This is a genomic window from Streptomyces spinoverrucosus (assembly GCF_015712165.1).
GTDB classification, from domain to species: Bacteria; Actinomycetota; Actinomycetes; order Streptomycetales; family Streptomycetaceae; genus Streptomyces; species Streptomyces spinoverrucosus_A.
In genome coordinates this window covers 3,228,922-3,241,090 of record NZ_JADPZX010000001.1, presented here as the reverse complement: position 1 = coordinate 3,241,090, position 12,169 = coordinate 3,228,922, and the positions used below count along the sequence as shown (strand labels likewise).

Genomic DNA, 12,169 nt, shown 5'->3' with positions numbered 1-12,169 from the left:
TCACCCACGCTCGTCACCCCCTTCCCGAGGTCGGAAATCCGGCAGCAACCGGCCCAGTTTCCGCAGTGCTCGATTGAGCCGGGACTTCACCGTCCCCCGGGGCCAGCCCAGGGCCTGGGCGGTCTCGGACTCGTCCATCTCCAGCAGATAGCGGTAGGTGACGACCAGGCGGTGCTCCTCGCTCAGCTTCTCCAGGGCGGCCGTCAGGGCCGCGCGACGCTCCGTCTCCAGCGTCGCGACCGCCGGGTCGGCCGATTCCGGTATCAGCGGCTCCGCCTCGGCGTACGCCGCCTCGCGGCCGGCGAGCGTGCGCTGGCGCGCCGCCGTCCGCACTGTGTTCCTCGTCTCATTGGCGACGATCGACAGCAGCCACGGTCTGAACGACGAGCCGTCCTTGAACCGGCCCAGCGCGCAGTAGGCCTTGACGAAGGCCTGCTGCACCACGTCCTCCGCGTCCGCACCGGCCCCGAGCGCGGCGGCCGCCCTGAGCGCGATGCCCGTATGGGCCCGCACCAGCTCCGCGTACGCCTCCGGCTCTCCGGTGCGTACGCGTGCGATCACCGCGGCCTCATCGACGATGCGGCCCCCCTCCCGCGTCCTCACACTCTTGTTACACCGCGCGAGGCGATTCGGTTCCCACCTGTCTCGGATCAGTTCCGGAGCGGTCCCCGAGCTCTGAGAGAATGGTGAGCATGGCCATTGACCGACCCCGCGTGCTCTCCGGAATCCAGCCCACCGCAGGCTCGTTCCACCTCGGCAACTACCTCGGCGCCGTCCGCCAGTGGGTGGCCCTGCAGGAGACCCACGACGCGTTCTACATGGTCGTCGACCTGCACGCGATCACGGTCCCGCAGGACCCGAAGGAGCTGCGCGCCAACACGCGCCTGGCCGCCGCCCAGCTCCTCGCGGCCGGACTCGACCCCGAGCGCTGCACGCTGTTCGTCCAGAGCCACGTCCCCGAGCACGCCCAGCTCGCCTGGGTCATGAACTGCCTCACCGGCTTCGGCGAGGCGTCCCGCATGACCCAGTTCAAGGACAAGTCCGCCAAACAGGGCGCGGACCGGGCCTCCGTCGGCCTGTTCACGTACCCGATCCTCCAGGTCGCGGACATCCTCCTGTACCAGGCCAACGAGGTCCCGGTCGGCGAGGACCAGCGCCAGCACATCGAGCTGACGCGCGACCTCGCCGAGCGCTTCAACGGCCGATTCGGCCAGACGTTCACGGTCCCGAAGCCGTACATCCTCAAGGAGACGGCCAAGATCTACGACCTTCAGGACCCGTCGATCAAGATGAGCAAGTCGGCGTCCACGCCGAAGGGCCTGATCAACCTGCTCGACGAGCCCAAGGCCACGGCGAAGAAGGTCAAGAGCGCCGTCACCGACACGGACACCGTGATCCGCTTCGACCCCGATGCCAAGCCGGGCGTCAGCAACCTCCTCTCCATCTACTCGACCCTCACCGGGGAGGGCGTCGCGGAACTGGAGGAGAAGTACGCCGGCAAGGGCTACGGCGCGCTCAAGACGGACCTCGCCGACGTCATGGTCGAGTTCGTGACCCCGTTCCGGGAGCGGACCAACCAGTACCTGGACGACCCGGAGACGCTGGACTCGGTCCTCGCCAAGGGCGCGGAGAAGGCGCGCGCCGTCGCCGCGGAGACCCTGGCACAGGCCTACGAGCGGGTGGGCTTCCTGCCGGCCAAGCACTGAGCCGGGCCGTACGCCCGTACCCCCGGGCCGTACACCCGTGACCCGGGGTCGTCCATCCGTACCCCCGCACAGCGCTGCACATCACTCCGGCTGCGCCTGCCCAGGGCACAGCCGGAGCCGTACAGTCGATAGCCGACGGCCGCATGCGCGGCCACTCGTGCCTTGAGACCCGTATCCGACACGACGACAGGAGACGACGTGGGGACCGTAACGATCGGTGTGTCGATCGCGGTCCCGGAGCCGCACGGCAGCCTGCTCCAGCAGCGGCGCGCGGGCTTCGGCGACGCTGCGGCTCACGGCATCCCCACGCATGTCACCCTGCTGCCGCCGACGGAGGTCGACGACTCGGAGCTGCCCGCGATCGAGGCGCACCTCGCCGACGTCGCCGCCAGCGGGCGCCCCTTCGTGATGCGGCTGTCCGGCACCGGGACCTTCCGGCCCCTGTCGCCGGTCGTGTACGTCCAGGTCGTCGAGGGCGCCGAGGCGTGCGCGTGGCTGCAGAAGCAGGTCCGGGACAGCTCCGGCCCCGTGGCACGCGAACTGCAGTTCCCGTACCACCCGCACGTCACCGTCGCGCACGGCATCGACGAGGCGGCCATGGACCGCGCGTTCGAGGAACTCGCCGACTACCGGGCCGACTGGGCCTGCACCGGCTTCGCCCTCTACGAACAGGGCACCGACGGGGTGTGGCGCAAGCTCCGGGAGTTCGCGTTCGCCGGCGCGGTGGTGCCCCCGCAGGCGGGGCGTGTCGAGCGGGGCACCATCCCCAGTCGTTAGGCCGTGGCCCTAGACAGGCAGCCGCCGGAACACCGCGCGCGGGAGGTGTCGTAGCGCCGTCGTCACCAGGCGGAGGGTTCCGGGTACCCATACCGTCTCCGAGCGGCGGCGCAGGCCCAGTTCGATGGCTGTCGCGACCGCTTCGGGGGTGGTGGCGAGAGGGGCTTGCTCCAGGCCGGTGGTCATCTTCGAACGGACGAATCCGGGGCGTACGACCATGACGTGTACGCCCGTTCCGTGCAGCGCGTCGCCCAGGCCCTGGGCGAACGTGTCGAGGCCGGCCTTGCTGGAGGCGTAGATGAAGTTCGCGCGGCGGGGGCGTTCGGCGGCGACCGAGGAGAGGACGACCAGGGAGCCATGGCCCTGGGCCTGCAAGGCGCGGGCGCTGACCAGGCCCGCCGAGACCGCTCCCGTGTAGTTCGTCCGCGCGACGCGCACGGCGCTCACCGGCTCGCGTTCGTCGTGCGCCTGGTTGCCGAGGATCCCGAACGCGAGCAGCACCATGTCGATGTCGCCCTCCGCGAAGACCTTGCCGAGCACTGTCTCGTGGGACTCGGGGTCGAGCGCGTCGAAGGCGACGGTGTGCACCTCGGCGCCCCGGGCGCGCAGGCCGTCGGCGGCCTCCTCCAGGGCGGGCGAGGGGCGCCCGGCCAGCCACACCGCGCGCGTACGGCGGACGATCAGGCGGCGGGCGGCGGCCAGCGCGATCTCGGACGTGCCGCCGAGGACGAGGAGGGACTGGGGGAGACCGAAGGCATCCTTCATGGCAGCTCCTAAGACGCTGGACGGGCTACAGGCCGAGGCGGCGGGAGAGGTCGGAGGTGAAGACTCCGCGCGGGTCCAGTTCCGCGCGCAGGGCGCGGAAGTCGGCGAGTCTCGGGTACATCGCGGCGAGCAGGTCGGGCCGGAGCCGGGAGTCCTTGGCCAGGTGGACGCGCCCGCCCGCGGCCGCCACCTCCTCGTCCAGTTCGTCGAGGAAGGCGGCGAGGCCGGGCAGGCCGACGGGGATGTCCAGGGCCGGCGTCCAGCCGGGCACGGGAAAGGAGAGCCGGCCCGGGTCGGCGTCCCCGAAACGCTTGAGGACGGCCAGGAAGGACGGGCAGCGGCGGGCGGCGACGCGCCGCACGATCCGGCGCAGGGTCTCCTCCTGGCCGTGTCCGACGACGAACTGGTACTGCACGAAGCCGCCGCGGCCGTAGATGCGGTTCCAGTGGGGGACGCCGTCGAGGGGGTGGAAGAAGGCGGAGAGCCTCTGGAGTCGGCCGGTACGCGCGCGTGGTGCTCTGCGGAACCAGAGTTCGTTGAACAACCCGACCGTGCGGCGGCTCAGCAGGCCGTCCGGGACAAGGTCGGGGGCGGGGGGCAGGCGGGTGGTGGGGCGGACGCCGAGAGGGTCTCTACGCGCGCGCGTGCCCTCGCCCAGTGCATCCAGGGGCGCGTGGTCGCCGCGGGTCAGTACCGCGCGGCCTGTCGCCGCGCCGCGGGCCAGCAGGTCGATCCAGGCGACCGAGTAGCGGTGGCGGTGGTCGGCGGCCGTCAGACGGGCCATCAGGTCGTCCAGGTCGTCGGCGCGCTCGGTGTCGACCAGCATCCAGGACGTCTCGACCGGCCGGAGCCGGAGGGTCGCCGTCAGGATGACGCCGGTGAGGCCCATGCCGCCCGCGGTCGCGTCGAAGAGGGGGGTGCCCTGCCCGACGGTGTGGATCCCGCCGTCGGCGGTGAGGAGTTCCAGGGACGGCACGTGGCGCGCGAAGGCGCCCGCCACGTGGTGGTTCTTGCCGTGGATGTCCGCGCCGATCGCCCCGCCGACCGTGACATGCCGCGTGCCGGGCGTGACGGGCACGAACCAGCCGAGCGGCAGCAGCACTTCCATCAGGCGGCGCAGGGAGACGCCCGCGTCGCACAGGACGGTCCCACCGGCGACGTCGATGGCGTGGACACGGTCCAGGCCCGTCATGTCGAACACCGCCCCACCGGCGTTCTGCGCCGCGTCCCCGTACGCCCGCCCCAGGCCCCTCGCGATGCCGCCGCGCGCCCCGCAGTCCCGGACGGCGGCCACGGCCTCCCGGTACGTCCGGGGGCGGATCACCCGGGCGGTGGTGGGAGCGGTGCGGCCCCAACCGGTGAGGGAGGCGGTGATGGTGCGGGGCGCGGTGTCGGGGGCGGCGTCGGCAGGCATGGTGGTGACCGTAACGCCCTATGTGTCGCATTGATTGAGAAACATCCGCTATCTACCCGAAATGGGTGATTAATGGGATATCGCCCAATATTGCCGTAATTCCCGGGGTGTTGACGTGAACAGTGAGCCCACATGGACCACCGGCCCGTCGAGGCGACCCGCGCTCCGCACCAGGCGGTGGACGCCGGCCTCCCCGCCGCCCTGATCAGAACCGCCCGCCCCAGGCAGTGGGTCAAGAACGTCCTGGTCGTCGCCGCCCCGGCCGCCGCCGGTCAGCTCTTCTCCCGGCACGCCCTCACCCAACTCGTCGTGATCTTCGCACTGTTCACGGCCTGCTCCGCCGCCGTCTACCTGATCAACGACGCCCGGGACGCGGAGGCCGACCGTGCGCACCCCACCAAACGCCACCGACCGGTCGCCGCGGGCGAGGTCCCGGTGCCCGTGGCGTACGCCGTCGGCGGCGGCCTCGTCGTCCTCGCGCCCGCCGTGGCGGCCTGGCTCTGCCCGCTCGCCGTGGCGGCCCTGCTCGTGGCCTACCTGGGGATGCAACTGGCGTACTGCGTCAGCCTCAAGCACGTCCTGGTGGTCGATCTCGTGGTCGTCACGACCGGGTTCCTGATGCGCGCGATGGCCGGCGGCCTCGCCCTCGGCATCCCGCTGTCGCGCTGGTTCCTGATCACGACCGGGTTCGGCGCGCTGTTCATGGTGGCGGCCAAGCGCTACTCCGAAGCCGTGCGGATGACGGGAGAACCAGGCGCCACGCGCGCGTTGCTGACCGAGTACTCCACCGGATACCTGCGTTTCGTCTGGCAGCTGGCGGCCGGTGTCGCCGTGCTCGGCTACTGCCTGTGGGCGCTGGAGGGCGGCGCCGCCCCGCACAGCGGCCTGCTGCCCTGGCGTCAGCTGTCGATGGCCGCCTTCATCGTCGCGATCCCGCGGTACGCCGTCTTCGCCGAACGGGGCACGGCGGGCGAACCCGAGGAGGTGATCCTGCGCGACCGCGTCCTCGCCCTCATCGGCGTGGTCTGGCTGGCGATGTACGGCCTGGCGGTGGCCCGTTGGTGAGCCTGCCGGCGGACATGCGGGGCACAAGGACAGTGGTGTTCGGCATCGACCGCGCGGCCGACGGCCGTGTCAGTCGTGTCGGCCGTGCCGACGGCGCAGCGGAGGGCAGGCTCGGATCATGGACTGGCTGAAAAAGCTCCCCGGCGTCGGCCCCCTGGCCACCCGTCTGATGGCCACGCACGCGTGGCGGTCGTACGAGCGGCTGGACCGCGTGAAGTGGACACGGCTGGCCGCCGCGATGACCTTCACCAGCTTCGTCGCGCTGTTCCCCCTGCTCACCGTGGGCGCCGCGATCACCGCCGCCACCCTCAGCGCCGAACAGCAGAAGGAGATCCAGGACAAGATCGCCGAGCAGATCCCCGGCATCTCCGACCAGCTGAACATCGGCTCCCTGGTCGAGAACGCCGGCACCGTCGGGATCATCGCCGGTGCCCTGCTGCTGTTCACCGGCATCGGCTGGGTCGGCTCGATGCGCGACTGTCTGCGCGCGGTGTGGGAGCTGCCGGACGACGAGGAGAACCCCGTCCTGCTCAAGGCCAAGGACGCGGGCGTCCTGCTGGGGCTCGGCGGCGCGCTGCTCGTCACCCTCGCCGCGTCCACCGTCGCCTCGACCGCGGTCGGCCGGATCGCCCGCCAACTGGGCCTCGACGAACACGGCTGGGGCAGCCTGCTGCTGCGCGTCGCCGCGTTCGCCGTCGCCGTACTCGCCGCCTTCCTGCTCCTGCTGTACGTCCTCACGCTGCTGCCCGGCGTCGAGCCGACCCGGCGGCGGCTGGTCGTCGGCGCGCTGATCGGCGCGGTCGGCTTCGAACTGCTGAAGCTGCTGCTGAGCGGCTATATGCAGGGTGTGGCCGCGAAGAGCATGTACGGCGCGTTCGGCGTCCCCGTCGCCCTGCTGCTGTGGATCAACTTCACCTCGAAGCTGGTCCTGTTCTGTGCGGCCTGGACGGCGACGCCGAGCAAGGAGACCGAGCGGGCGGAGGCCGACGGGGACGACGGCGTACCGGATACGGCGGCGGCGAACGGGGGCTGAGCGACCGGCCCCGCCGCGCGTGTGGTGCGCGGGGCAGCGGGGCGGCGTGCCCCACCGCCCCCGGCGACATGTCAGGCGGTCACCGCCGACGCAGCGGCCACCGCCGGTTCACCAGGAACGCCCCGCCCGCGAGCAGCGCCAGCAGCCCGCCCGTGATGGCGAAGGCGATGCCGATGCCGCTGGAGCCGTTCTCGGTCGTCGCGCTCGCCACGGGCTTGGCCGACTCCCCGCCGGTCCCGGAGCCGCCGCCCGCCTCACCGGAGCCGGCGTCGTTCGCCTCGCCGGAGGCGGTGGCGCCGGGCTGGGCGCCGGCCGCGCCCTTCGGCGGCACCAGCTCACCCACCGGCTGCACCTTCCCGGCCGCCTTGAAGCCCCAGTCGAACAGCCGCGCGGTCTCCTTGTAGACCTCGTTGTGCTCGTCCTTCTCCGGGTTCATCACGGTGACCAGCAGCACCTTGCCGCCCCGCTCGGCGACCCCGGTGAAGGTGGCGCCCGCGTTGGTGGTGTTGCCGTTCTTGACGCCCGCGATGCCCGGGTACTGGGAGACGTCGGAGTCGCCGGTCAGCAGCCGGTTGGTGTTCTGGATCTCGAACGTCTCGCGGACCGACTTGCCCTTCTTGTTCTTCGTCGTCCGGCCGGGGAACTTCGCGGTCACCGTCGAGGAGTACTCGCGGAAGTCCTTCTTCTGCAGCCCGGAGCGGGCGATCAGCGTCAGGTCGTACGCGGAGGAGACCTGGCCGGCGGCGTCGTAGCCGTCGGGGCTGACCACGTGCGTGTCGAGGGCCTGGAGCTCCTCGGCGTGCTGGTTCATCTCCTTGACGGTGTTCGCGACACCCTTGTTCATCGCGGACAGCACGTGCACGGCGTCGTTGCCGGAGCGCAGGAACACACCGAGCCACAGGTCGTGGACGGTGTACGTCTCGTTCTCCTTTATGCCGACCATGCTGGATCCGGAGCCGATGCCGGCCAGGTCGGCGGGGGCGACCCTGTGCTTCGTCGTCTTGGGGAACTTCGGCAGCAGCGTGTCGGCGAACAGCATCTTCAGGGTGCTCGCCGGGGCCAGTCGCCAGTGCGCGTTGTGCGCGGCGAGCACCTCGCCGGACTCGGCGTCGGCGATGATCCACGACCGTGCGGTGACGTCCTTGGGCAGCACCGGGACGCCGCTCGCCAGGTTCACCTGCGTCCCCGGACGGCCGAGCCGCGCGCCGCCCACGATCGACATGTTCGCGGGGGGAGTGGCCGACGGGCTCGGCGAGGAACTCGGCGACGGGCGGGGCGCCGCGAAGGCGGCGGGCGCGGTCAGCGAAACGGACAACAGGGTCGCCGAAGCGAGCAACAAGGATCGCCGGGCGGTCTTCTTGGGTGCGGGCACGAGCGAGAACGTACATGCCCGGTCGCGGGAAGTCCCGCTCCACTGCCCACCCCTGCGCACGAACCGGACAACCGGCGGCGATACTGAACGCATGAAACTCAGCCGCCCGATCTCCTGGTTCCTGCTCGCCTTCGGGGTGTGGAGCTGGGTCATCTGGGTCACTTTCGTCAACAACCTGATCAAGGACAGCAGCGGGCTGGCGTTCGAGGACGATCAGCCGACGGCGTACTTCTGGGTGCATCTGCTGCTCGCCGTCGTCTCCCTCGTATTGGGGACGGTCATCGGGGTCATTGGGTTGCGCGGACTGCGCGCACTGCGCCGCAAGTCATAGCAATCCGCACCCCGGCCAAGGAGAAAGCAACGGCATGGTGATCGTCTTCCTGCTCGTCGTCGTGAGCGTCCTCGTGGTGGCGAACTGGTATCTGTGGCGCCGCCTCTTCCGCGACACGACCCGGCGCGCGGGCGCGCTGCGGCGTGCCGGCGCGCTACTGATCGGTGGCGGCTGGGTGCTCACGATCGGCGCCCTGGTGGCCGAACGCGCGGGCGCCCCCTTCTGGCTCCAGCGCACCCTGGCCTGGCCCGGCTTCCTGTGGCTCGCGCTGTCGATCTACCTGCTGCTCGCCGTGGTCGCGGGTGAGGTGGTACGACCGCTGCTCCGGCGTTTCCTCGAACGCCGGGACGCGCGGACGCGGGCGCCGGCCGCCGTCGACGTACCGCGGCCGGAGCCGATACCCGCGGGAGCGCCGCCCAAGGACGCCGTCTCCACCGAGGCGCCCGAGGAGCCCCCGTCCCCGTCCCCGGAGGCCGAGGCACCCACCCCCGAGGCACCCACCCCTGCCGAGGAACCGCAGTCCCCCTCCCGCCGCCTCTTCGTCTCCCGCGTCATCGCCGGTGCCGCCGCCGCGGCGGCCGTCGGCACGGTCGGCGTCGGCACGTACGGCGTCCTGAACGGCCCCGGCGTGAAGCGCGTCACCGTCCCGCTGGCCAAGCTCCCGCGCGCGGGGCACGGTTTCCGGATCGCGGTGGTCAGCGACGTCCACCTGGGCCCGGTCCTCGGCCGGGGCTTCGCCCAGAAGGTCGTCGACACCATCAATTCCACGCAGCCCGACCTGATCGCCGTCGTCGGCGACCTGGTCGACGGCAGCGTGCAGGACCTGGGCCCCGCGGCCGCGCCCCTGGCCCAGCTGCGCGCCCGGCACGGCGCGTACTTCGTCACCGGCAACCACGAGTACTTCTCCGGCGCCGAGCAGTGGATCGAGCAGGTACGGCGGCTGGGCCTGCGCCCGCTGGAGAACGCGCGGACCGAGCTTCCCTGGTTCGACCTGGCGGGCGTCAACGACGTCGCGGGCGAGAGCGAGGGACAGGGCCCGGACTTCACCAGGGCGCTTGGCGACCGGGACACCACGCGCGCGTGCGTGCTCCTCGCCCACCAGCCGGTCCAGATCCACGAGGCCGTCCGGTACGACGTGGACCTCCAGCTCTCCGGCCACACCCACGGCGGTCAGCTGTGGCCCGGCAACCTCCTCGCACAGGCCGCGAACCCGACGCTGGCGGGCCTGGAACGCTACGGCGACACCCAGCTGTACGTCAGCCGCGGTGCGGGCGCCTGGGGGCCGCCCACGCGCGTGGGTGCCCCCTCCGACATCACGGTGATCGAGCTGGCGTCGATCCAGGCATAGCGATTTCTCCCCGGCACGGAATTCGAAAACAGATATATCTGCGTGGCAATACGGTGTCGCCGCTCTCCCGTCGGAAAGGTGGCGTCGCCGAATTCCCGCGCAGCCGATTCCTCGTGAACAGCGCGTGAAACCCGCCGGAGGCAACAGCCCGACAAGTTCGCCCCCCTCTCAACAAAGTCGCCTTCCCCCGATGAAACGGCCCGTGATGGAGTGAACCCGCGCCATTGGGAAGTGGCACGGGTAGGGCCTTGGGGAGGGCGCCTATGCGATCGGTTCGCTTGCGGATTGTCGCGGCATCACTGGTACTCGCGGCGACGGGAGCAGTCGCCTGGCAGTTGTTACCGACGCATGGGGACGCGGGCCGCACCGTCACCGTCGGCACGACGGACGCCGTCACCTCGCTCGACCCCGCCGGCGCCTACGACGCCGGCTCCTGGGGGCTGTACAGCAATGTCTTCCAGTCGCTGCTCACCTTCGAGCCGGGCGGCGCCACGCCCGAGCCCGACGCGGCGAGCAACTGCGATTTCACAGGCCCAGACCTGCGCACGTACCGCTGTCAGCTGCGCGCGGGTCTCACCTTTCCCGACGGGCGGGAAATGACCGCCGAGGACGTGAAGTTCTCCTTCGACCGGGTGAAAAGGATCAATTCCAAGGTCGGCCCCGCATCCCTGTTCGACACCTTGAAGTCGGTAGAGGCGGGCGACCGTACCGTCACCTTCAACCTGTCGGCTTCCGACGCGACCTTCCCGTTCAAGGTCGCCACCGGAGCCGGTTCGATCGTCGACCGCACCAAATACCCGGCGGACGCCCTGCGTGAGGACAATGCCGTGGACGGCACCGGCCCGTACACCCTCACCGCGTACACGGCGAACAAACAGGCGATCCTCGCCCCCAACCCCGCCTACCAGGGCGCCGCCGACGGCACCGGACAGCCCGTCGAACTCCGCTACTACACCGACTCCGAGGCGTTGGCCCGGGCCTGGCGGTCCCGCACGGTCGACGTGGCGGCCCGCCGGCTGCCCCCGGACCTGCTCGCCGACCTGTCCCCGAGCGACCCCGACATGCGCGTCTTCGAGTCCGACAGCTCCGAGACCCGCAACCTCCACCTCAACGTCCGCGCCGGCTCACCGCTGCACGACGCCCGCGTCCGGCAGGCCATGAGCTGGCTGATCGACCGCGACCGGCTCGCCGCCACCGTGTACAAGGGCACCGTCGACCCGCTCTACTCACTGATCCCGGCCGGTATCACGGGCCACACCACGTCCTTCTTCGACAACTACCCGACCCGCGACGCGCGCCGGGCCCGCGCCCTGCTCACCCGGGCCGGCGTCACCCTCCCGGTTCACCTCACCTTCGGCTACGGCAAGGGCCGCGGTGCCGCCGCCGAGGAGGCCGCGGAACTCAGGCGACAACTGGAGGAGAGCGGCCTGTTCAAGGTGACCGTCGAGGGCTACGAGTGGACCGACTTCCAGCGGCGCTGGGCGTCCGGCCGGCTCGACCTGTACGCCGTCGGCTGGGTCGCCGACTACCCCGACCCGGACACCTTCGGCGCCCCGCTCGTCGGCAGCGGCTCCACCATGAACACCGGCTACACCAACGGGAACGTCGACCGGCTGATCCTGGCCAGCCGCCAGCACGCCGACCGCGGCCGCGCCACCGACGAACTGCGCACCCTGCAGGAGACCGTCGCACGCGAAGTGCCGGTCATCCCGCTGTGGCAGCGCAAGGAGTACGTCGTCACCGGTGAGGCCGTCGGCGGCGGACCGTATCTCACGGACGGCACCGGCGTGTTGCGCCTCTGGCGACTCACCTGGATCTGACGGCCCGACCGCCGCACGGTGGCGAACCGACGTGATCCCGTGGCCTCGACAGCCGCCGAATCCGCCCAAGTGACGCCGGACAGCCCTCGAACACAGCACCATGTGTCGGAGGTGTGCGTGCGGTGAGGAGCAAACGTGGTGAGACGCTACGCCTTCCGGCTGCCCCGGCACCCGGCCTCCGTCGGTCTCGCCCGACGCCGGGTGCGGGACCATCTGACCGACTGGGGGCACGGACCCGACGCCCCGTCGCTGGCGGACGCGGTGCTGCTGGTGTCCGAGCTCGCCACCAACGCCGTACGCCACGGGCCGCGGACGGAAGCCGAGTTCGAGGTCGCGGTGACCGCGCTCGCCGACGGTTCCTGCCTCATCGAGGTCTCCGACGAGGGCCGCCGGACACCCCGCCTCCGGACGGTCGCCGACACCGAGGAGGCGGGCCGGGGCCTGCACCTGGTGGAGCACATCGCCGCCGCGTGGGGCGTGTGGAGCCGGGGCAGCCACGGCAAGACGGTGTGGGCACTGATACACGCCCAGGCATGAC

General features: G+C 71.3%; 12 protein-coding genes. 8 read left to right on the top strand and 4 right to left on the bottom strand.

Going from position 1 to position 12,169, the window contains the following annotated elements:
* The gene (locus I2W78_RS14485) at positions 1–561 is read right to left on the bottom strand and encodes an RNA polymerase sigma factor (protein WP_307783690.1); all 561 of its coding nucleotides are present in this window, start codon (positions 559–561) and stop codon (positions 1–3) included.
* Positions 562–692: 131 nt separating this feature from the next.
* Between I2W78_RS14485 and trpS the strand changes: the two genes are divergently transcribed.
* Entirely contained in the window at positions 693–1,706 is a 1,014-nt protein-coding gene (gene trpS, locus I2W78_RS14480; RefSeq protein ID WP_196460151.1) for a tryptophan--tRNA ligase, read from the top strand.
* 198 nt (positions 1,707–1,904) lie between these two features.
* Positions 1,905–2,483, top strand: a complete 579-nt coding sequence (locus I2W78_RS14475; RefSeq protein ID WP_196460150.1) for a 2'-5' RNA ligase family protein — start codon at positions 1,905–1,907, stop codon at positions 2,481–2,483.
* A 9-nt stretch (positions 2,484–2,492) separates the two neighbouring features.
* Here I2W78_RS14475 and I2W78_RS14470 read toward each other — a convergent pair whose 3' ends face one another.
* Together I2W78_RS14470 and I2W78_RS14465 are read right to left on the bottom strand one after the other, a co-directional pair.
* A complete protein-coding gene (locus I2W78_RS14470; protein ID WP_196460149.1) occupies positions 2,493–3,248 on the bottom strand; it encodes a decaprenylphospho-beta-D-erythro-pentofuranosid-2-ulose 2-reductase in 756 nt (251 codons plus the stop codon).
* Between the two features lie 25 nt (positions 3,249–3,273).
* Positions 3,274–4,662, bottom strand: coding sequence for an FAD-binding oxidoreductase (locus I2W78_RS14465; protein ID WP_196460148.1), 1,389 nt, complete (start codon positions 4,660–4,662; stop codon positions 3,274–3,276).
* 132 nt (positions 4,663–4,794) lie between these two features.
* Here I2W78_RS14465 and I2W78_RS14460 point away from each other — a divergent pair, with 132 nt between their 5' ends.
* Entirely contained in the window at positions 4,795–5,727 is a 933-nt protein-coding gene (locus I2W78_RS14460) for a decaprenyl-phosphate phosphoribosyltransferase (protein ID WP_196460147.1), read from the top strand.
* A 118-nt stretch (positions 5,728–5,845) separates the two neighbouring features.
* Complete coding sequence (locus tag I2W78_RS14455; RefSeq protein WP_196460146.1) at positions 5,846–6,760, top strand: YihY/virulence factor BrkB family protein; 915 nt, start codon at positions 5,846–5,848, stop codon at positions 6,758–6,760.
* Between the two features lie 79 nt (positions 6,761–6,839).
* Here the strand turns inward: I2W78_RS14455 and I2W78_RS14450 are convergent, their stop codons facing one another.
* A complete protein-coding gene (locus tag I2W78_RS14450; RefSeq protein WP_374222665.1) occupies positions 6,840–8,132 on the bottom strand; it encodes a D-alanyl-D-alanine carboxypeptidase family protein in 1,293 nt (430 codons plus the stop codon).
* A gap of 91 nt (positions 8,133–8,223) precedes the next feature.
* Here I2W78_RS14450 and I2W78_RS14445 point away from each other — a divergent pair, with 91 nt between their 5' ends.
* The 4 genes from I2W78_RS14445 (at position 8,224) to I2W78_RS14430 (ending at position 12,168) form a co-directional block, all read left to right on the top strand.
* On the top strand, positions 8,224–8,463 hold the full coding sequence (locus I2W78_RS14445; protein ID WP_196460144.1) for an SCO4848 family membrane protein: 240 nt from the start codon (positions 8,224–8,226) through the stop codon (positions 8,461–8,463).
* 34 nt (positions 8,464–8,497) lie between these two features.
* Positions 8,498–9,811, top strand: coding sequence for a metallophosphoesterase (locus I2W78_RS14440; protein WP_196460143.1), 1,314 nt, complete (start codon positions 8,498–8,500; stop codon positions 9,809–9,811).
* A gap of 263 nt (positions 9,812–10,074) precedes the next feature.
* On the top strand, positions 10,075–11,631 hold the full coding sequence (locus I2W78_RS14435; protein WP_196460142.1) for an ABC transporter substrate-binding protein: 1,557 nt from the start codon (positions 10,075–10,077) through the stop codon (positions 11,629–11,631).
* Between the two features lie 135 nt (positions 11,632–11,766).
* Positions 11,767–12,168 carry an ATP-binding protein gene (locus I2W78_RS14430; RefSeq protein WP_196460140.1) on the top strand — a complete coding sequence of 134 codons (402 nt, stop codon included), beginning with the start codon at positions 11,767–11,769 and terminating at the stop codon, positions 12,166–12,168.
* Position 12,169: the final 1 nt, after the last annotated feature.